General features: G+C 64.0%; 17 protein-coding genes, 1 riboswitch and 1 other annotated feature. Of the genes, 5 read left to right on the forward strand and 12 right to left on the reverse strand.

All coding sequences use genetic code 11. From position 1 onward, the window contains the following. Positions 1 to 17 precede the first annotated feature (17 nt). The 3 genes from thiI (at position 18) to NE547_RS00420 (ending at position 4,192) form a co-directional block, all read left to right on the forward strand. Positions 18 to 1,184, forward strand: coding sequence for a tRNA uracil 4-sulfurtransferase ThiI (gene thiI / locus NE547_RS00410; protein ID WP_186908758.1), 1,167 nt, complete (start codon positions 18 to 20; stop codon positions 1,182 to 1,184). A gap of 300 nt (positions 1,185 to 1,484) precedes the next feature. Further along, complete coding sequence (locus NE547_RS00415; protein WP_256174463.1) at positions 1,485 to 2,759, forward strand: competence/damage-inducible protein A; 1,275 nt, start codon at positions 1,485 to 1,487, stop codon at positions 2,757 to 2,759. Beyond that, positions 2,756 to 4,192, forward strand: coding sequence for a M20/M25/M40 family metallo-hydrolase (locus NE547_RS00420; protein WP_256174464.1), 1,437 nt, complete (start codon positions 2,756 to 2,758; stop codon positions 4,190 to 4,192). The genes NE547_RS00415 and NE547_RS00420 overlap by 4 nt, the downstream gene beginning before the upstream one ends. A 220-nt stretch (positions 4,193 to 4,412) precedes the next feature. On the opposite strand, the gene NE547_RS00425 is transcribed toward NE547_RS00420, so the two are convergent. The 4 genes from NE547_RS00425 to lspA all read right to left on the reverse strand — a co-directional run bounded on the left by NE547_RS00425 (position 4,413) and on the right by lspA (position 7,399). Continuing rightward, entirely contained in the window at positions 4,413 to 5,228 is an 816-nt protein-coding gene (locus NE547_RS00425) for an HAD-IIB family hydrolase (RefSeq protein ID WP_256174465.1), read from the reverse strand. Positions 5,229 to 5,231: 3 nt separating this feature from the next. Next, positions 5,232 to 5,807, reverse strand: coding sequence for an energy-coupled thiamine transporter ThiT (locus NE547_RS00430; protein ID WP_243204820.1), 576 nt, complete (start codon positions 5,805 to 5,807; stop codon positions 5,232 to 5,234). 74 nt (positions 5,808 to 5,881) lie between these two features. Next, a riboswitch (TPP riboswitch) is annotated at positions 5,882 to 5,998 on the reverse strand. Positions 5,999 to 6,021: 23 nt separating this feature from the next. Continuing rightward, complete coding sequence (locus NE547_RS00435; RefSeq protein WP_186908421.1) at positions 6,022 to 6,936, reverse strand: RluA family pseudouridine synthase; 915 nt, start codon at positions 6,934 to 6,936, stop codon at positions 6,022 to 6,024. Then, positions 6,911 to 7,399: a signal peptidase II gene (lspA, locus tag NE547_RS00440; RefSeq protein ID WP_186908420.1), complete on the reverse strand. Its 489-nt coding sequence runs from the start codon at positions 7,397 to 7,399 to the stop codon at positions 6,911 to 6,913. The genes NE547_RS00435 and lspA overlap by 26 nt, the downstream gene beginning before the upstream one ends. A gap of 177 nt (positions 7,400 to 7,576) precedes the next feature. Between lspA and NE547_RS00445 the strand changes: the two genes are divergently transcribed. Further along, a complete protein-coding gene (locus NE547_RS00445; protein ID WP_186908419.1) occupies positions 7,577 to 8,458 on the forward strand; it encodes a glycosyltransferase in 882 nt (293 codons plus the stop codon). A gap of 69 nt (positions 8,459 to 8,527) precedes the next feature. Here NE547_RS00445 and NE547_RS00450 read toward each other — a convergent pair whose 3' ends face one another. After that, the gene (locus NE547_RS00450; RefSeq protein WP_186908418.1) at positions 8,528 to 10,018 is read right to left on the reverse strand and encodes a hypothetical protein; all 1,491 of its coding nucleotides are present in this window, start codon (positions 10,016 to 10,018) and stop codon (positions 8,528 to 8,530) included. A 32-nt stretch (positions 10,019 to 10,050) separates the two neighbouring features. Then, positions 10,051 to 11,184 carry a Xaa-Pro peptidase family protein gene (locus NE547_RS00455; RefSeq protein ID WP_256174466.1) on the reverse strand — a complete coding sequence of 378 codons (1,134 nt, stop codon included), beginning with the start codon at positions 11,182 to 11,184 and terminating at the stop codon, positions 10,051 to 10,053. A gap of 216 nt (positions 11,185 to 11,400) precedes the next feature. Here NE547_RS00455 and NE547_RS00460 point away from each other — a divergent pair, with 216 nt between their 5' ends. After that, on the forward strand, positions 11,401 to 12,384 hold the full coding sequence (locus NE547_RS00460) for a LysR family transcriptional regulator (RefSeq protein ID WP_256174467.1): 984 nt from the start codon (positions 11,401 to 11,403) through the stop codon (positions 12,382 to 12,384). A 48-nt stretch (positions 12,385 to 12,432) separates the two neighbouring features. Here the strand turns inward: NE547_RS00460 and ileS are convergent, their stop codons facing one another. From ileS to hfq, 6 genes are all read right to left on the reverse strand, one after another. Further along, positions 12,433 to 15,234, reverse strand: a complete 2,802-nt coding sequence (gene ileS, locus NE547_RS00465; protein WP_186908415.1) for an isoleucine--tRNA ligase — start codon at positions 15,232 to 15,234, stop codon at positions 12,433 to 12,435. A 118-nt stretch (positions 15,235 to 15,352) separates the two neighbouring features. Further along, positions 15,353 to 15,588 (reverse strand) — a binding site (T-box leader). A gap of 79 nt (positions 15,589 to 15,667) precedes the next feature. Continuing rightward, positions 15,668 to 16,465: a DivIVA domain-containing protein gene (locus tag NE547_RS00470; protein WP_256174468.1), complete on the reverse strand. Its 798-nt coding sequence runs from the start codon at positions 16,463 to 16,465 to the stop codon at positions 15,668 to 15,670. Positions 16,466 to 16,682: 217 nt separating this feature from the next. Further along, positions 16,683 to 17,177, reverse strand: coding sequence for a cell division protein SepF (locus NE547_RS00475; protein WP_186908413.1), 495 nt, complete (start codon positions 17,175 to 17,177; stop codon positions 16,683 to 16,685). A gap of 24 nt (positions 17,178 to 17,201) precedes the next feature. Continuing rightward, a complete protein-coding gene (locus tag NE547_RS00480; RefSeq protein WP_186908412.1) occupies positions 17,202 to 17,906 on the reverse strand; it encodes a YggS family pyridoxal phosphate-dependent enzyme in 705 nt (234 codons plus the stop codon). 45 nt (positions 17,907 to 17,951) lie between these two features. Next, positions 17,952 to 19,232, reverse strand: coding sequence for an HlyD family efflux transporter periplasmic adaptor subunit (locus tag NE547_RS00485; protein WP_256174469.1), 1,281 nt, complete (start codon positions 19,230 to 19,232; stop codon positions 17,952 to 17,954). Between the two features lie 108 nt (positions 19,233 to 19,340). Beyond that, positions 19,341 to 19,625 carry an RNA chaperone Hfq gene (hfq, locus tag NE547_RS00490; protein ID WP_186908410.1) on the reverse strand — a complete coding sequence of 95 codons (285 nt, stop codon included), beginning with the start codon at positions 19,623 to 19,625 and terminating at the stop codon, positions 19,341 to 19,343. Positions 19,626 to 19,640: the final 15 nt, after the last annotated feature.

Here is a 19,640-nt window from a genome sequence, read left to right on the forward strand (position 1 = left end):
AATAAGGAGGAAGACGATTGGACGAGATCATACTGCTCAAGCTGGGGGAGCTGGTGCTCAAGGGCCTGAACCGCCGCAGCTTTGAAGACAAGCTGATCGGCAATGCCCGCCGCCGCCTGAAGGACCTGGGCCAATTCCGGGTGTACACCAAACAGTCCACCATGTATGTGGAGCCTTTGGAGGAGACCTGCGACATGGACGGGGCCTGGCTGGCCATGTCGCGCCTGTTCGGCGTGGTGGGCCTCTCCCGGGCCCGGGCCTGCGCCAAAGACAAGGACGCGCTGCTGGCGTGCGCCAAGACTTATCTGGACGGCCGCCTGCGCGCGGCAAAGACCTTCAAGGTGGAGTCCAAGCGGGCTGACAAGTCCTTCCCCATGACCTCGGTGGAGCTGTCCCGGTATGTGGGCGGCGAGCTGGACGAGGCCTACCCCAACCTCCAGGTGGACGTGCACCATCCGGAGCTGACGGTCTATCTTGAGGTGCGGGATTATGCCGCCTACGTCCATGCCGACCCGGAGCCCGGCGCAGGCGGCCTGCCCGTGGGCATCGGCGGCCGGGCGGTCAGTCTGCTTTCCGGCGGCATCGACTCCCCGGTGGCCTCCTGGATGATCGCCAAGCGGGGCATCGCCCTGGAGCTGGTCCACTTTTTTTCCTACCCCTACACGTCGGAGCAGGCCAAGCAGAAGGTGCTGGACCTGGCGAAACTGCTCACCCCCTGGTGCGGGCACATGGTGGTCCACGTGGTCCCCTTCACCGCCATCCAGGAAGAGCTGCGGCGCAAGTGCCCGGAGGAGCTGTTCACCGTGCTCATGCGCCGGTTCATGATGCGCATCGCCGAGCAGGTGGCCCAGCGCACCGGCGCAGGGGCCCTCGTCACCGGCGAGTGCCTGGGCCAGGTGGCCAGCCAGACCATGGAGGCCATGCGCGCCACCACCGCCGTGTGTTCCCTGCCCATTCTCCGCCCCGTGGTGGGGATGGATAAGGAGGAGATCGTCCGCATCGCCCGGAAGATCGGCACCTTTGAGACCTCCATTTTGCCCTATGAGGACTGCTGCACCGTCTTTACCCCCCGCCATCCCCGCCTGCGCCCCGTGCTGGGCGAGCTGGAGTGCGCCGAGGCCGCCCTGGACGTGGACGGGCTGGTCGCCGCTGCGGTGGACGGAATCGAGCGCCTGCGCGTGTAGCGGCGCCCTCCCCCTCCCGCCGCACCGCGGCTCACGGCGCGGCATCCCCGGGCGGAGCGGCTTTGCCCGGGAAGCGACCGCGTTGGCGCCGCGCCTTTGGGGCGGCGCTTCAGCAGGCTGTCTGCTTGTCCCACCGAACCCATCGCCAACTCCCCGTGCGATCTTTGCGCGCGCGGGGACCCCGTACCTTTCCCATCCTCAGGCGGAGTGAATCCGCCCTGCGGAAATGCCGCGCTGACGCTGCGCATTTACGGCGGCTCCGGCCGCCGCGCCCGGCGTCGGCGCTCTGGAGGTCTTATTTTGTCCCACACCGCTGAACTGATCGCCGTCGGTACCGAGCTTCTGCTCGGCAACATCGCCAACACCGACGCGCAGATGCTCTCCCAGGGGCTGTCCGCCCTGGGGATCAACGTCTATTACCACACCGTAGTGGGCGACAATCCGCAGCGCCTGCGGGCCGCTGTGGAGATCGCCCGCCGCCGGGCCGACATCCTCATCACCACCGGCGGGCTCGGCCCCACGTGCGACGACTTGACCAAAAACGTGCTGGCCGAATGCTTCGGCAGGCCCCTGGTCCGCCATGAGGCGTCCGCCCGGCGCATCGAGGCCTACTTCAGGAGCATCGGACGCCCCATGACGGAGAACAACTACCAGCAGGCGATGCTGCCCGAAGGCTGCACCGTGCTGGACAACGACTGGGGCACCGCCCCGGGCGTAGCCTTTGAGGCGGATGGCGTGCACGTCGTCATGCTTCCCGGCCCGCCCCGGGAATGCCGGGCCATGTTCCAATACCGCGTGGCGCCCTATCTGCGGGCCTGTTCCGACGGGGCCATCTGCTCCCGTACCCTGCGTATCTTCGGCATGGGGGAATCCCTGGTGGAATCCATGCTGCGCAGCCAGATGAACGCCATGCAGAACCCCACCCTGGCCCCCTACGCCAAGGAGGGCGAGGTGGAGCTGCGCATTACCGCCAAGGCCGGGCACGAGCAGGAGGCCCGCGCCCTGATCACGCCGGTGGAGGCCCGGCTGCGCGCCCAGCTGGGCAGCGCGGTCTACGGCGCGGATGTGACCAGTCTGGAAGAGGTGGTGCTGCCCCTGCTGAAGGAGCGCGGCCTCACCCTGGGCTGCGCGGAAAGCTGCACCGGCGGACTCATCGCAAAGCGCATCACCGACCTGCCCGGCGCATCTGCGGTCTTCCGGGGCAGCGTGGTCAGTTACGCCACTCCGGTCAAGCACACGGTGCTCGGCGTGCCCCAGGCCCTTCTGGAGGAATACGGCGCGGTGAGCGAGCCGGTGGCCCGCGCCATGGCCGAGGGGGCCCGCCGGACGCTGGGCTGCGATCTGGCGGTGGCCGTCACCGGCGTGGCCGGTCCCGATCCGGATGAGCGGGGCAACCCGGTTGGGCTGGTCTATCTGGCCCTGGCCGCACCGGACGGCACCACGGTCAAGCGGACCCGGTCCGGCGGCGTGCGGGAGCGCATCCGGACACTGGCCGCCAGCGGGGCGCTGGACCTGGTCCGCCGCTGGCTGTCCGGCGCACCGCTGGAGGAAACCGGAACGGAGCCTTCGGAATGACGCTGCTGGAGCGTCTTGGCGGGCCGGACACGATACGCGCGGGGATCGCCGCAGAATTTCGCGCCCTGAACCGCACCCCCCACCCCTCCCGGCATGAACGCTCCGCGGTGCGGGCCCTGACCGCCCGGCTGGCGGAACTGGGGCTGGCCCCGGTCCGGGACGGGCACGGCAACGTGATGGCCGACGTGCCGGCCGCGCCCGGCCGCACGGCGGCCCCCCGGCTGATCCTGCAGGGGCATCTGGACATGGTATGCGCCGTGGCCCCGGGCAGCGGCTTCGACCCGTTGGCCGAGCCGGTGACGGTGGTGGAGGCGGACGGTTTCCTCCGCTCCGACGGCCGCTCCTCCCTGGGCGCGGACAACAATCTGGGCAACGCCGCCGTGCTGTGGCTGCTGGGCCGCGGCCTGTCCCACGGCCCTCTGCGCCTGCTGTTTACAGCAGCGGAGGAGGTCGGCCTGGAGGGGGCCAAGCAGGTGGACCCCTCCTGGCTGGCGGGGGCGGACTTTCTGCTCAATACCGACGGATTTCACCTGGGCCGGGCCATCGTGGGTTCGGCCGGCGGCCGGCGGGAGACCTACCGGCTCCCCCTGGCGGCCTGCCCCGCCCCGGCGGGGGACGCCTGGCGCATCGCCCTTTCCGGCGGGGCGGGCGGGCACTCGGGTGACGACATCCACCGGGGCCGGGCCAATGCGCTGCGGCTGCTGGCGGGTTTTCTGCTGGCGCGGCCGGACTGGGCCGTGGCGGACTTCCGGGGCGGCACGGCCCATAACGCCATCCCCGCCGCCGCGGAGGCGCTGGTCGTCCTTCCGGAGGGCGGCGAGCCCGATCTGGAGGACCTTGCCCGGGAAGCGGCCGCCTATGGGGCCCGGGACCCCCGCCTGACCCTCTTCCACGCCCCCGCGCCCCGGCCGGAGCAGGTCTGGTCCCCGCTCTGCCGCCAGGCCGCTTTGGCCTTGACGGCGGGGCTGTTTCACGGCGTGTACGCGATGGACCCGGCCTTTCCTGACGTGGTGGGCGCTTCCGCCAATGTGGGCCGGCTGTCCACGGAGGACGGCCAGATACAGGTCTGCGCGTTCCTGCGCTCGGCCCGGCCGTCGTGGGAGGCGGAGCTGGCCCGCGCCCATGATGCTCTGGCCGGGACGCTCGGCTTCTCCGCCGAGGCGTCCGGCTACCCCGGCTGGACGGGGGACCCGGCCAACCCGCTGGCCGCAGTGCTCGCCCGGGTGTACCGGGAGCAGACCGGACGGACGCTGGAGGTCTCCACGGTCCATGTGGGTCTGGAGCCCTCAGTGCTGGGCCCCAAAGCCCCCGGCCTGGTCATGGCCAGCACCGGCCCCGATATTCTGGACGCCCACTCAGTCTCCGAGCGGGCCCCTCTGGACACGCTGCCCGATTACGCCCTGCTGCTGGCGGGTACGCTGGAGGCCCTGTAGCGCACCGGCGTACCGCGCTCTCCCGCAGGGGTGCCTTACAGAGTTCCGCCGTCCGCAGACGGGGGAAGGAAATGCCCCTCCTCAGGACGGACAGGGCGACTTTTCCGCAGGAATCGAGTCCTGGCCGTCCTGTAGCCCCCCTGCCGGAAAAGGCCAGGCCTTTTTCGACAGGGACAAGGACCGGGCCCGGCAAATGCCGGGCCCGGTCCTTGTCCTTGTTTTAATATCGCTTATCCAGAATCGCGACGATCTGGGCCACGCAGCTTTCGTCACAGGAGCTCAGAATGCGCGCGCCCCAGTCCCGCACCTCCTGCGCGCAGTTGGACGGGGCGAAGGGAATGGCCGAGACGGCCAGCATGGGGATGTCGTTCTGATTGTCCCCCACGCAGTAAATGTTCCGCTCCTCAATGCCCAGCAGCCGGGCCAGGCAGCGCACCATGCCGCCCTTGGTACTGCCCTTGGCGGTCAGCTCCAGCAGCACGGCGTTGGAGAAGATGGCCTCATAGTGCTCTGCCCAACGTTCCAGGATGTAGCGCTGAACGGACCGCAGCAGGGGATTGCGCTGCTGGAGGATGGCCTTGGTCCAGGGCAGGGGCATCTCCAGGATGGGCCGTTCGGTATAGGCGGCCTGGGCCCGGCGCAGATGATGAAAGGTGACCTCGTTGGGCTGATAGGCATAGATCTCGTCCTGGTGATAGGCCTCAAAGCCGATCTCCGGGAAGCGGCGGGCCACCTCCTGCAGGTCCCGGGCCGCCCGCCGGGGCAGGAAGGTCTCACGGACCACCCGGTCGGCTTGGAAGTCGTACAGGCAGGCGCCGTTGGAGAGGACGACCGGCGCGTTGATGGGTACGCTGGCGGCGTGGGGCGCAAAGGTGGGGTGGGCCCGCCCGGTGGCTACGGTAAAGATCCCGCCCGCGCCGGTAAAATAGTCGAGCGCGCGCCGGTTCTCCTCGGACACCCGCAGGTCGGAGCCGTACAGCGTGTCGTCAAAATCGCTGACCAGAAGCACACCGTTGAACTTGCCCAAATGCGTCACACCTTATTTCTTCAGATCGGCCCCCGTAAAGTACTTTTTCAGCGGTGCATAGAGGATACCGAAAATCACCAGGCACAAAACGATGTCAATGCCCACATAGCTGCCGTTGTAGACCAGCGAGTAGAGGGAGGGGTTATCAAACACCGTGCCGAAGATCTCCGTCGGGGCCACAATCTTATAAATGGTAATACCGCTGATGTAGTGGATGATGAACCGGGCCGCGCCGCCCAGGATGCTGCCCCAGAAAATGCCGCCCGGCTTGCCCTTGCCCAGGCCGGCCACGCCGATGACGCCGAAGGCCAGCACATAGTCCAGCAGGATGGACTGCCAGCCCCAGCTCACCGCGCCCTGGATAAACACCTGGAGAATCCCAAAGGCAAAGCAGGCGATCAAGCCGCCGCCCATGCCCCAGCGTACGCAGAACAGCAGCAGGGGCAGCATCTCCAGCGAGACGGAGCCGCCCTGAGGCAGCTCGAACACCTTCAGCAGCCCCAGCACGAGGGACAGGGCGATCATGATCGCCCCTTCGCAGAGCATCCGCACGCCCAGGTGCGATTTCTGATTGCTTGTGGTTGTCATAGAACAGATTCCTCCCAAAAAGATGTACCGCAGCGCAAACCGGGTGTAGCGCAATGCGGTACGGGAGAAACGACAATGTGTGCCGAATACTCTTCCTACGCCGGCATTACCCGGATCAGGTTCAAGGGACCGTGCGCCGCGATAGGCGTCCATCTCAGCCGGACATGCGTCCAGCGCCCCTGCTATTCGATTTGTCCTGCGGTTACTGCAAATTCTATACCAACTGCCGCAGTTTTGTCAATACCTGCGCAAAATAAGGGGGGAGCGGGCACTCCAGGGTCATGCGCCGTCCCGTCCGTGGGTGGGTGAAGGAGAGCCTGCGGGCGTGCAGGCACTGGCCCGCCAGGCCGGGGTAGGGCTTTTTGGCCCCGTATACCGTGTCCCCCAGCAGGGGATGCCCCAGCTTCGCCATGTGGACCCGGATCTGATGGGTGCGGCCGGTCTCCAGTCGGCACTGGATATGGGTATAGCCCCCCAACCGCTCCAACACCGTCCAGTGGGTCACCGCCTCCCGGCCGTGGAGCACATCCACCGCCATCCGTTTCCGGTCGGTGGGGTGCCGGGCGATGGGTGCGCGGACCGTACCGGCATCCTGCTTCAGATTGCCCACACACACGGCCTCGTATTCCCGGTAAAGGGAGTGATCCTGCAGCTGTTCGGCCAGCGCCAGGTGGGCAAAATCGTTTTTGGCCGCGATGATCAGACCGGAAGTGTCCCGGTCGATCCGGTGCACGATCCCGGGGCGCAGCGCCCCGTTGATGCCCGAGAGGGACGCTCCGCAGTGATACAGCAGCGCGTTGACCAGGGTCCCGTCCGGATGGCCCGGCGCAGGGTGGACCACCAGCCCCACGGGCTTGTTGACCACGATCACGTCGCCGTCCTCGTAGATCACATCCAGCGGGATCTTTTGGGGGAGCACGTCAATCGGGGCAGGGTCGGGCAGGACGACGGTAAACACGTCGCCGGGGGCGGTCTTGTCATTCTTCTTTACCCGCCCGCCGCCGCGGGTGACCGCGCCCTCCTCCAGCAGCCGCTGGGCGGCGGAGCGGGTCAGCTCCGGCAGGGTGCGGGCGAGGAACTGGTCCACCCGCTCCCCGGCCCGGTCAGCCGTCAGATGGAGCGGCGTCATCCTGCTTCTCCCGTTTCTCGTACTTATCGTAGAAAAAGATCACGTACACGCACAGGGCGATGCCCCCCAGCACCACACAGATATCCGCCACATTGAAGACGGGGAAATCCAGGAACAGCGTGCGGAACATATCGGTCACGAAGCGCAGGAAGGCCCGGTCGATCAGGTTGCCCACCGCACCGGCCAGCACCACCGCCAGGGCGCAGCGGGCAAAGGGATGCCGCAGCACGCCCTTTACCAGCGCCGCCGCCAGCGCCACGGAGACCGCCAGGGAGATGATGGTCAGAAGCCAGGTATGCCCGGTAAACAGGGAAAAGGCCGCCCCGGTGTTCTGCACATAGGTCAGGTCCAGCACACCGGGCAGAACGGGAAGGGAGCCCCCCAGCGGAATGTGGGCGCGTACCAAAAATTTCACCGCCTGGTCGAGGGCGACCAGAAGGGCCGCAAGGATCAAATACAGCATAAGCGCTCTCCTTTGCACGCCCATCGGGCGTTTGGTTCCCGGATAGTGTACCACAGGCGCCAAAACATTGCAATGCCCCGCCCCTGTTCCGGCGCGCCTTCGTGCGATCCGCTCTTGCGGCCCGGCGGCGGGCGCATTATAATGGGATTTGAGCACATTACAAAAAGGAGTGTCGTTTTGGAACGCGCAAAGGTCAGCATCATCGTGCCGGTATACAACGTGGCGGCGTATCTTCCCGCCTGTCTGGAGAGCATCCGCGTCCAGACCTGGCGGGAGATCGAGGTCATACTGGTGGACGACGGCAGCACGGACGAAAGCCTCTCCCTGTGCCGCGCGGCGGCGGAGCGGGACGCGCGCTTTCGGGTCATCCATCAGCAAAACGCAGGGGTCTCCGCCGCCCGCAACGCGGGACTGGCGGCGGCTACGGGGCAGTACCTCCAGTTTGTGGACGGGGACGACCGGCTCCTGTCCAACGCCACTGAGGTCCTGGTCCACGCCGCTCTGAGCACCGGCACCGACCTGGTGATCGCCCGTTTTTACCGGGTATCCGGTCAGCGCCAGGCGCTGCAGGGGCATATCCGGGGCCGCCGGGTGCTCACGCGGACAGAGTTTGCAGAGGAGATGGTCAAGGCCCCCGCCAACTTCTACTACGGGGTGCTTTGGAACAAGCTCTACCGCCGCAGCATTGTGGAGGCCCACCAGCTGCGCTGCCCGGAGGAGCTGAGCTGGTGCGAGGATTTTCTGTTCAATCTGGAGTACATCAAATATGTCCGTCTGGTGGCCGCCGTCCCGGAGCCGGTGTGCTGTTATATCAAACGGGAGGACAGTCTGGTCATGACCCAGCCCACCCTGCGCCGCACTCTGGAGATGAAGCAGAAGACCTTTTCCTATTACAAGGACCTCTATCAGACCCTGGACCTGTACGAGCGGCAAAAGGGCCGGGTCTACCGCTATCTGATCTCCGCCGCCACCGACGGCGGCAGTCTTGCCCTTCCGGAGCTGCCCCGCCTCCCGGCGCGGAAGGGGCGGCGCAGGCGCGCCGCCGTGCAAAGGCCTTGATAACGCCCCGCGACCAGACGGGAGCGCCCGTTCCGCCCTGCAGGCGGACGGGCGCTCCCGTCTGGTCGCTTATAGGAGATAGGCCAGGGCAGTGAATAGAACCGTCATCAGCAGGATGCCCCCCAAGCAGGTTCCTCCTCCGACCCCCCAGAGGAATTTTTGATTTTTTTGAATGCAGGGCCTTGTCAGAAACAGGGGGACATACCCTGCCGACGCCATGGTCATAAAGGAGAACATGGCGGACATGGTCACCGCCGCGCCGTACACCGTTACATTGATCCCGATGGTATCGCCATACGTAATGGCAAAGGGCATAGTCAGCGTCCCTACGATCAATCCCACCGCCGCATTGGCAAATACATTGGTGCAGATCGTAGAGACAAAACAGATCAGCAGCATGAACACAGGGAAGGGCAGTCCGGTGAAAATGGGCTCCATCAACGCGTTGAGCCAGCCCCGTACGCCCAGTTCCGGGTTGGCCAGCATGCCGCCGATCACGTTGAAAATGCACACGGCCAGAACGATGCCCCAGGAAATGCTGCTGCGGAAGGTCTGCTCTTCGTTCAGCAGCGGTTTGCCGTCCTCCCGCAGAAGGAAGAAAATTACCAGCGCCAAGATGAACCAGGTACACTGGTCAAAGGTGGAAAGCGCCTGCCCCAGGGGGCTGTCTGCAGGGAGAAAGGCCATGACCACCGAGTAGGCGATCGCAAACAGGAAAATCAGGCAGGCCAGGACCTGCTTGCGGGTCATACGCAGTTTGCCGCCCTGCTCGCCGCTGATACGGCTCACATCGAAGGCGCGCAGTTTGTCTGCGTCTACACGGCAGGCCTTCATCGTCAGGGCGAACAGGACGATAAACGCCATGGAAAAGACGATGATGGAGAGCATATACACCGCATAGTTCAGCACAATGCCGCTTTGCGCCATAGCGCTCAGTATCGCCCCGAAAATGACCAGCGGCAGGCCCTGGAAGGGGATCAGCGCCATCCCTATGCAGGCGGAAACAAAGGACCCCAGAGACATCCAGCGGTTAAAGCTTCCCTCTTTCTCGTACCCCAGGTTGTCAATGAGCGAATCCAGCAATGCAAGCACGAATACGATGCCGCCAATTTTGGCAAACGCGCCCATGACCCAGGCCGCAAAGAAAAAGACAAAGCAGAACAGGTAGGGCTTTCCCCGAAGCACCTTCCGCGTGAGCAGCCATTTGGAGATAAACTCACCCGCTCCGGTGGAAATAATGGTCTGACAGAGTACGTAGGCAAAAATGATCTGAACCACGGTGGAGTTCCCGAAGGTGGCCGCCATTAGGGAACTGGGGGTATACGCATCTGTGAGCAGGACCGCCAGAAAGCCCAGCAGCGACGGCAAAATCAGCCCAAACTCCGAATTGGAGAGCAGGAAAATCAATCCGAAGAAAATGCCGATCGCCTGAATGCCGGTCTGCGTGATCCCGCCCCACGGCGGGCAGACCCGCCCAAAAACAAAAATGAAAAACAGCCCGACCAGCAGCTTAACGATATAAGCGGTATAGGTTTGCTTTTTGATGCCTGTATCCGGCATACGACTCCCTCCTCTTATCTTTATTCTCACCCTTATCCCATCTCTTCCAGCAGGTCCTCCAGGTAGCTGCTGCCCGTATAGGCGTCCGTAAGGTTCTGCACCCCCGTTTCCGTGACCGCGTAAGTATTGCCGTACAGCAGTCCGTCCGATCGCCCCACCACGCTGGGATGCAGCGTCAGGATCATATTGGGCTTGAGCTCCATTTTATTGGGCGCGCCGATATCAATACCGTCCCCCAAATCCGCGCCCATGCCGTGACCGGACCATACGCCCGCGTGACAGCCGCGCTTTTTCACAACCTGCGCAATGGCCTCGTCCACGTCGCAGATCCGGTTTCCGGGCCGCGCCGCCGCCTCGCCGGCTGCCAGCGCCTCCCGGATCACCTGGAGCACTTCATACGCCTCCGGCGCACAGCCCCGCTCCAGAAAGATCGGGCGCACCATCTGCGTCCAGTAGCCGCCCGGCCCCGCCATCTCACAGGAGTAAACGAACACCTCATTGGGCCGGATCGGCTTGTTCTGGGCGCGCGTGATAAACGTGTGGGGTTTTTCCGCGCGGATGAGCACCAGACTGTCCTCCGCGCCGCGGGCCCGCAAAAAGCCCTCCGCGCCCCCCACGATCTCCTGTTCCGTGACCCCGGGGCGGATGTGCTTGAGCACCCATTCGAAGGAACCCACCGCGATCTGTGAGGCGGCGCGGATCAGCTCCAGCTCATATTCAGACTTGGGGGCCCGCAGCTCCGTCAGCCGGGCTGTAATATCCACAAATTCCGCATTTGTGTCCGTCAGTTCGCGGTAGATGCAAATGGGAAGTTCCTTTGGCTCATAAAGTCCGATCCTGGGGTGCTCCTGCGGCAGGGATCGGATAAAAGCCAGCACCTCCTGGAGCATATCGCCGCATCGGATGTTCTCTTCGGGAAGCCAGCTCAACGTCCGGGCATGGAACTGCTGCCCCACGGTCGGGACCAGCAGGTTCAGCATGCCGCCCCTGGCCATATATGCAAAATCCCGGCGTGTGTTCAGCGTATAATTGGTCGCGTATTTCACCGCCATCTGGCAGGTCTGCTGGGCGGTGGAGGTAAAAATCAACGCGTCCAACCCCGCCTGTTCCATAAGCCGGTTGAACAGCTCCAATCTCCGGTCCCGTTCTTTTCTGCGCTCATCCATAGCCGCTTGCCTCCAATTATCGTTTTGAGAAGCGCTTCTCTCTGGATTCAGCATAATTGCGGACGGCGGATTCGTCAAATTAGAATATGCGATCACACCGATAAGAAAAATCTATTGTGCCATTTGTACATTCCCCATGAAGTCCGCCTTCTTTTGTGTTATACTGGACCCAGCGCCGGCAAAATCCATTCTCTGCAGAAATAAGGTGATTGCTGTATGAATCTGGAGAAAATCAAATGTTTTGTGGATATCGTCAAGTATAACAGTTTTACAAAGGCCGCCCAGGAAAACTATATTACTCAGGCGGCCATCAGCCAGCAAATCGCCTCGATGGAAGCGGAACTCGGCTTTCCGCTGTTCGTGCGCAGCAAACGCGGATTTACCGTGACCGACTCCGGAAAGTCATTTTACGAGAGCAGCCTTCGTCTGCTTGCTCTCTATTCCCGTTCGCTTTCCCGTGCCCGGTGCATTGCGCATAACCTTTCCGGATATATTTCCCTGGGAATCTGGCCGGGCCTGGATACCACCCACACCTACCGCGTGATCCAGCGTCTGCTCCAGGCATATCCCAGCATGCAGATCACGATCCGCCCGGGCACTCCAACCGAATTATTTCATAAATATACGGTCGGCAAGCTGGCTATGGCGATCGCAATGCCCTATGATTTCAGCGACAATACCATCTCCGACGCTGTGATCGAGCCCTTGCTCACCTGCGGGTGGCGGCTGTTTGTCTCCCGCGATCACCCTCTGGCACAATTTGACGCCGTGGATATTGCCGATATCCGCAATGAAAAGTTTGCCGTTCAGGGGGAAGAGAGCATCGGTTTTCAGACCTATAATCTTACGGTAACCGAGCAGATGCTCAATCACCATGCGCTTTCCCCCGCCTTTGTTGTGCCAAATTTCGACACGCAGCAGATGCTCGTGGCCACAAATCAGGCCGTTATGCTCTTGCCGGAATGCTGCCATCCAACGGTTCCGGCCTTGTTTCAGTCCATTCGCCTGACCGGATATCCGGAGACCTGCACCTTTTCCGCCATTTGGCGCTCTCATTCGGCGAGTCCGGTCCTGTTGGCCTATGCCGCCCTGCTCAAGGAGTATTTTGCCGCACGTTCAGCCGGGGCCTGCGCTTTCCCGCCCCTGGATGCCGCTTCCTTTCCAGCCTGTTTCGGTGAAAATGCAAGAGCAGAGGCATAAAAGCCTCTGCTCTTGCATTTTTCTCGGAACAGGCCGTCCCCGGCCGCATCAGCCCTGTCCCCGGACCACGCCGGCGCAGCGGGGACAGAGGTCGGGGTGCTCGGGATCCCCGCCCACGTGCTCGTTGTGGTTCCAGCAGCGGGGACACTTGGGCGCGTCGGAAAGCCGGACGGCGATGGTGCAGGGGATGCGGCACTCGTCGGCCCGCTCGCCCTCCAGGCTGCCGGTCGTCACGATGACGCTGGACACGATGCACAGGGTGGCAAGGTCCTCCCCCGCCAGGAAGGCCGCGTCCTGCTCCGACACGGAGAGGGTCACTTCGGTATCCTGCGCCTTCTTGAACACCCCGGCGGTGCGGGCGTTCTCCAGGGCCTTGTTGACCGCGTCCCGCAGGGAGACCAGCTTTTCCCACCGCTCCTGATCGGCCCCGGCGAGGGCGAAGGCGGCGTTGTCGCCGGGCATGTCGTTGAAGAGCACGCTCTCGGCGTCCGCGTCGCTGCCGTGGCGCATGGCATGCCAGATCTCGTCCGAGGTGAAGGCCAGAATGGGGGCGATGAGCCGGGTCATGCCGTCCAGGATGACGTACAGGGCGGTCTGGGCGGAGCGGCGGGCCGCCTCATCCCCGCAGTAGAGCCGGTCCTTGATGATATCCAGATAGAAGTTGGACAGGTCCACCACGCAGAAGTTGTACACGGCGCGGTACACGGCGTGGAATTCATAGCGGTCATAGGCGGCGCGGACGGTCTTCACCAGCTGGTTAAAGAGGTGCAGGGCATAGCGGTCCAGTCCCATCAGGTGTTCGGCCGCCACCAAATCGGCGTCGGGGTCAAAGTCGCACAGGTTGCCCAGCATGTACCGGGCGGTGTTGCGGATCTTGAGGTACGCCTGGGAGAGCTGCTTCATGATGTCGCCGGAAATACGCATATCCTGGGTATAGTCGGCGCTGGCCACCCACAGGCGCAGCATGTCCGCGCCGTAGTCCTTGATGACCTCCTCCGGCCCCACGGCGTTGCCCAGGGACTTGTGCATGGCCTTGCCCTCGCCGTCCACGGTCCAGCCGTGGGTGATGATCTGCTTGTAGGGCGCCACGCCCTTGGCGGCGATGGAGGTGAGCATGGAAGACTGGAACCAGCCGCGGTACTGGTCGCCTCCCTCCAGGTACACGTCGGCGGGGAAGTGGAGGTAGGGGCGCTCATCCAAAACGGCGGCGTGGGTGGAGCCGGAGTCGAACCACACGTCCATGATGTCCGACTCCTTGGTGAAGTGGGCGTGCCCGCACTCCGGGCAGACAAGGCCCTCGGGGACCAGCTCGTCGGCAGTCTTGTCAAACCAGATGTTGGAGCCGTGCGCCCGGAACAGGTCGGAGACGCGCCGGATGGTCTCCGGCGTGACGATGTCCTTGCCGCACTTGGCGCAGTAGAAGATGGGGATGGGTACGCCCCACACCCGCTGGCGGCTGATGCACCAGTCGTTGCGCTCGGTGATCATGCCCGTCATGCGGTCCTTGCCCCAGTCGGGCTTCCACTGGATGCCGTCGCAGGCCTTCACCGCCGCGTCCTTGATGGCGTCCACGGAGCAGAACCACTGCTCCGTAGCCCGGTAAATAATGGGATGCTTGCAGCGCCAGCAGTGCGGATAGGAGTGGGTGATGTTCTCCTTGGCCAGCAGGAAGCCCTCGGCCTCCAGGTCCTCCACCACCAGGTCGTTGCCCTTGGCATAGAACTGGCCGTTGTAACGCTCGTCGGTCATGACGCCCCTGGCGTTCACCGGCACGGGCACGCCGATGTTGGTCTTGCCCGCCTTGTCGTAAGCGCGGCAGATGTTGAAGTCGTCGGCGCCGAAGCCGGGGGCGGTGTGGACGCAGCCGGTGCCGGCGTCCAGGGTCACATGTTCGCCGCACAGCAGCACGCTCTCCCGGTCAAAGAGGGGATGCTTGGCGGTCATCAGCTCGAACGCGCTGCCCTTGAGGGTGGCCAGCACCCTGCAGGCGGCATAGTCGATGCCCGCGGCCTTGCATACGCGCTCCGCCAGGTCCCTGGCCAGGATATACACCTCCCCGTTGGGGGCCTGGAGCAGCACATAGTCGAAGTCCGCGTTGACGCAGATGGCCATGTTGCCCGGGATGGTCCAGGGCGTGGTGGTCCAGATGACGAAATAGGTCCTGCTCAGGTCGGCGTACTGCGCCAGCCTGCCCTTGTCGTCACGGACGGGGAACTTGACGAACAGGGTGGTGCAGGGATCGTCGGCATACTCGATCTCCGCCTCGGCCAGGGCGGTCTGGTCATTGGGGCACCAGTACACCGGCTTCATGCCCTTGAAGATAAAGCCCTTTTCCGCCATCTTGCCGAAAATCTCCACCTGCTTTGCCTCAAAGGCGGGCTTGAGGGTCAGGTAAGGATCGTCCCACTCGCCCAGCACCCCCAGGCGCTTGAACTGCTCCCGCTGCTTGTCCACAAAGTCCAGGGCATACTCCTTGCACTTTTCCCGGAACTGGGCGGTGGTCAGCTCGTCCCGCTTGATCTTCTTGTTCTTCAGAATGGCGCTCTCGATGGGCAGGCCGTGGGTATCCCAGCCGGGCACATAGGGGGCGCACCAGCCCGTCATGTTCCGGTGCTTGACGATGATGTCCTTCAGGATCTTGTTCAGGGCAGTGCCGATGTGGATGTTGCCGTTGGCGTAGGGAGGGCCGTCATGGAGAACGAACAGGGGCTTGCCCTCGTTCTTTTTCATCAGCTTGTGGTACAGGTCGTGGTCGTACATGGCCTGGAGCATCTCCGGCTCCCGGCGGGGCAGCCCCGCCCGCATGGGGAAATCGGTCTGAGGCAGGTGGACGGTCTGGTTGTAGTCCATAGGTGGGTTCTCCTTTATGCTGAATTTTGTTTTCGATCCATTGGCGGAAAGGCCGTCCTCCCGGCCTGCTTCCGGCGCGTGAGGGCGGGGGAGGGACAAAAAACGCGCCTTTGTCTCTGTAAGAGACAAAGGCGCAAACCTCTGCGGTACCACTCTTCTTGCCGCGGACGCGCCGCAGCCCCTCGAAGGCCGGTAACGGGGCCAGCCGTCCCCGCTTACAGAGGGAAACCCGTTTCCCTGTTCAGCGGGGCGCTCCAAGGTGATCTTCCCGGCCCCTCCCGTCCGCCTTGCACCCAAACGGCGGCTCTCTGCACAGGAGCGGGGGACGGTACTCGTCCTCTTCTCAGCGTTTTTCGGAATAAAAGATACTCCAGGACGCTTTGTTCTGCGTCCTGGAGTATCTTACATGTTTGCAGGGCTTCTGTCAAGTGGGTTATTTGATTTCGTAGTCCCGGCCGAACTGAAGATGGTCGAAGTCGATGCGGCGGGTGGGCTCGGCGGGTTCCTCCGGCATGTCGGCCTCCTCCAGGGGGGTGCGCACCGGGCGCTTGGCGCGCTCGCCCTCGGCCGGGTTCAGGTTGAGCTCCAGCAGCTCGGCGTACAGCCCGCCGTCCTTTTCCTGCACGGGCACTTCCACACGGGCCGTTCCGCCGCTCAGGTCCAGGGTGTCCTCCGCGTCCTCCGGAGCCTGGGGGCCTTCCGGAGCCACCAGCTTCTCCACACTGGCCTCGATGTCCTGGGCGGCGGCGGCCACGGGGTCGGGGCCCTTGGGGGCGGGAGCCACAAGGGAAGACAGGCCGTTGAGATAGTCCATCTCGTGCTGATAGAGCCCCTGAAGCTTGGCCACATAGGCGGCGGTGGAGCCGCGGGCGGCGGCAAGGCGCGCCTCCTCATTGGCGATCTCCTGCCGCAGCTCTCCCATGCGCGTCTTGGCGGAGGTCTCCGCGTCCCGCAGAAGCTCGGCCTTTTTGCTCTCCGCCTCGGCCACCATGTCGTCGGCGATGCGCTGGGCGGTCAGCAGCGCCTTGCGCATGGCCTCTTCGGTGGAGCGGTACTCCTCCAGCTTGTCCACCAGGACCTTCATTTTGGCCTTGAGGGTGGCGTTTTCCTTGTAAAGGGTGGTGTAATCCGCCGTCAATACGTCCAGAAATTCATCCACCATGGCCATGTTGTAGCCGCCGAAAGACGCTTTGGCAAAGGCGTGCTCGGAAACTTCCTGCGGTGTCAGCATCGTTTTTCCCCCGCTTTATGTACAAAATGAATGGAATGCTTGGTCAAGAATACGGCCCGTTGTTCCGCCCCGCCCGATGCTTCGCATCGTGCGGGGCCCCCTTTGGCCTGCGCGGATGAAGCGGATCCGCCCGGCAGCAAGGTTTTGGCTGCGCCAAAACGCTTGGGACGCCGGACTCCCGGCGGGACAACGCGGACGCCGCTTCCTTCCTCCTGCGTCAGAAATACAGTCCGTTATTCTCCAGCTCGTCGATCAGATCGCCTAAAATATCCACGTTGTAGGGCGTGATGATGTAGGTGGAGATGGCCACCTTTTTAATCTTGCCCTCGTTGGCATAGGCCACGCCGGAAAGGAAGTCCAGCAGGCGGCGGGCGATGTCCTTATTGGTGGACTCCAGATTGAGCACCACGGTGCGCTTTTCCCGCAGGTGGTCTGCGATCTCGGAGGCGTTCTCAAACCGCTCGGGCTTGACGAGCACCACCTGAAGCTGGGTGGTGGTGTGGATGTTCACCACCTTGTTGCTACGCCGCTCGGGCGTGCTTTCGCTGGGGAACAGGGCGCCGGTGTCCTGCTTGGCGCTCTTGCGCTCCATCCGGTCGGTACGGTCCATCCGCTCACTGCGGGAGACGGGCTCGAAGTCCTCGAACTCCTCCTCGTCCTCTTCGTCCTCATAGGGGCGCGCCAAGCGCTTGAGCTCATCAATAAATCCCATTTCGGTCAACCTCCCGAATTTCATTCACCGTGTATGCAGCGGCGGACGCGGCCCAAACAGGGCGGTGCCCACCCGCACCAGAGTGGCCCCTTCCCGCACGGCGTCCTCATAATCGCCGCTCATGCCCATGGAAAGGCAGTTAATAACAGTCCCATTATCGTCCATTTCAGTTCTTATGTCAACATAAAGCTGATACATTTTTGCAAAAAAAGGGCGATTTCCGCCGCTGCCTGCCACAGGCGGGATGGCCATCAGCCCCCGCAGGCGCACATGGGGCAGCGCCATGGCCTGCCGTGCCAGGCCGGGCACTTCGTCGGGAGACACGCCGCTTTTGCTCGCCTCCCCGCCCACATTGACCTCCAGCAGGATGTCCTGTACCAGGTCCAGCCTGGCGGCCTGCGCCTCCACGGCCTGAAGCAGTCGGGCGGAATCCACCGACTCCAGCAGATCCACCCGCCCCACCACCTGCCGGACCTTATTGGTCTGCAGGTGGCCGATGAAATGCAGGCGGGCCCCCGCGTAGGCGTTCTCCTCCAGATGGGCGGTCATCTCCTGCACCCGGTTCTCCCCGCACGCCGTGATCCCGGCGGCAATGGCCTGCCGGATGGTATCCGAGGTCTGCACCTTCGTGGCGGCCACCAGGGTGACCGCCTCCGGCTCCCGTCCCGCCTCCCGGGCGGCGGCGGCGATTTTTTCCTTTACCCGCGCAATCTGTTCCGCAAGGGACATCAAAACGCACCTCCTGAAACGTCTTCGGCGTCAAAACATGCGGCCCTACCGTACGACTTTTCCATCAAACAGATCCTCGGCGGCCACAATGATCTCATCCCCCGCCCGCAGGGCCTTTTTCGCTTCGGCGGCGCTGCCCGCAGAAGCTGCCTGCACCAGGCAGAAGTCGTCCTGCTGGGCCAGCACCGTCACAGGCTTGAACTCCGCCTGCGCTCCCACCAGGGCGTATACGCCGTTGATCTGGACCTGCCGCTTCTCCCCGGTGTCCTCGTCGGTGACGGTCCGCTCCTCCACCCGGAGGGCCGCCTTGGGTACCCGGATCCCGGTCCGGGTCTCAAAGATCAGCTCCACCGTCTGGCGGCGCAGCAGGGTGGTGTCCGACAGGTAGCGGTCCGTGGAAAGCACCGCCACGCAGCGGCCGTTCTCCGCCGCTCCGATGCGCTCCACATCCATCTCCACCTGGCCCGACCAGTCCCGGGAAAAGCGCACGGCGATGGTACCGCCCTCATTCAGGCGCTCGGCGTCGCGCTCGGACAGCGGACAGACGAAATACCACCGGGCGCTGGTCACCAGCTTCCCGATGGCATTGCCATCGGCCTGGGGCCTCTGATTGGCCAGGCTGGTCAGGTCGGCCGGGGTCAGGGAGGACAGCATCTCAGGGGTAAGCAGCCCCTCATATCCATCCACCTGGCCGGAAAACACGCCCGCCTGCGCGGCGCTCACCCGGGCGGTATCCAGGGCGGCCTGATTGCTCAGGGCCTGGATCTGCGCGTCCACGGCAAGGATGGCGTCCTCCAGACCGGCCCCACCGTCCCCCTCGCCATAGGTGTATTCCCGCTTGTACACCAGCGATTTGAGGGACATGGTCTCCTCCTCCAGCCCCGTCAGGTCCCCGGCTGCCACCGAGGAGCGCAGCGCCACGATGGCGCCGATGACCTGCTGGCTGAGCTGGGCGGTATCCCCCCCGGCGGCGGATTGGGCCAGGACGTACTGGAGCTGTTCCCGCTCCAGCGTCAGGGCCTGGATCTGCTGCTTGCGGTCCAGGCCCGCCTCGCTCTGATAGACCAGGGCCACCGTCTCGCCCCTGGCGACCTTTTCCCCCTCCTCCGGCAGGAGGTCCACGATGCCGCCGGTCCCGGCGAGCACCGTCTCCTCCCGCACCACAAAGCCGGTGCACTCCACTGCGTCGTCTACCGCGTAGGCATAGGAGACCACCGTGGAAAAGGGGTCGGTCAGGCTGTTCCAGGCCGACACCGCCAGGTAGAGCACCACGGCCCCCAGCAGCACCAGCATGATGATTCGGTTGATGGCGTTTCCTTGTTTCATAGGCTTGTCCCTTGTTTATGTAGCGATGTTTCGCGCCGGGGCCCCGGCCCGTACGGCGGCCTGCTCCGGCAGACGGAGGCCGCCCCGCAGGGGCCTTCTGCCTTCGCCCTACCGTCCGTCCGGCGCGCCTTCCGCCGGGCTCCGCCCCGCCTGCGGCGCGGGCGACGCCTCGTCCTCGCTCAAATCCACGGCCCGCTCCGGCGTGATGGTGGAGATCGCGTGCTTGTAGATGACTTGCTGCTTGCCCTCGCTCATAAGGACCACCACAAAGGCGTCATAGCCTGCAATAACGCCCCGGAGCTGGTAGCCGTTGATGAGGAACACGGTGACGTGGGCCCGGGTCTTACGGGCGCGGAGCAGGAACCGGTCCTGCAGGTTGTTTGTCTTTTGCATTTGGATGCACTCCTT

The organism is Flavonifractor sp. DFI.6.63 (assembly GCF_024462255.1).
Lineage (GTDB): Bacteria > Bacillota > Clostridia > Oscillospirales > Oscillospiraceae > Lawsonibacter_A > Lawsonibacter_A hominis.

Bases quoted from the DNA above. Each gene is read 5' to 3' on its own strand.
- NE547_RS00420 (WP_256174464.1), top strand. From the start codon at position 2,756: ATGACGCTGCTGGAGCGTCTTGGCGGGCCGGACACGATACGCGCGGGG.
- NE547_RS00430 (WP_243204820.1), bottom strand. From the start codon at position 5,807: ATGACAACCACAAGCAATCAGAAATCGCACCTGGGCGTGCGGATGCTC.
- NE547_RS00435 (WP_186908421.1), bottom strand. From the start codon at position 6,936: ATGACGCCGCTCCATCTGACGGCTGACCGGGCCGGGGAGCGGGTGGAC.
- lspA (WP_186908420.1), bottom strand. From the start codon at position 7,399: ATGCTGTATTTGATCCTTGCGGCCCTTCTGGTCGCCCTCGACCAGGCG.
- NE547_RS00450 (WP_186908418.1), bottom strand. From the start codon at position 10,018: ATGCCGGATACAGGCATCAAAAAGCAAACCTATACCGCTTATATCGTT.
- NE547_RS00455 (WP_256174466.1), bottom strand. From the start codon at position 11,184: ATGGATGAGCGCAGAAAAGAACGGGACCGGAGATTGGAGCTGTTCAAC.
- NE547_RS00460 (WP_256174467.1), top strand. From the start codon at position 11,401: ATGAATCTGGAGAAAATCAAATGTTTTGTGGATATCGTCAAGTATAAC.
- ileS (WP_186908415.1), bottom strand. From the start codon at position 15,234: ATGGACTACAACCAGACCGTCCACCTGCCTCAGACCGATTTCCCCATG.
- NE547_RS00470 (WP_256174468.1), bottom strand. From the start codon at position 16,465: ATGCTGACACCGCAGGAAGTTTCCGAGCACGCCTTTGCCAAAGCGTCT.
- NE547_RS00475 (WP_186908413.1), bottom strand. From the start codon at position 17,177: ATGGGATTTATTGATGAGCTCAAGCGCTTGGCGCGCCCCTATGAGGAC.
- NE547_RS00480 (WP_186908412.1), bottom strand. From the start codon at position 17,906: ATGTCCCTTGCGGAACAGATTGCGCGGGTAAAGGAAAAAATCGCCGCC.
- NE547_RS00485 (WP_256174469.1), bottom strand. From the start codon at position 19,232: ATGAAACAAGGAAACGCCATCAACCGAATCATCATGCTGGTGCTGCTG.
- hfq (WP_186908410.1), bottom strand. From the start codon at position 19,625: ATGCAAAAGACAAACAACCTGCAGGACCGGTTCCTGCTCCGCGCCCGT.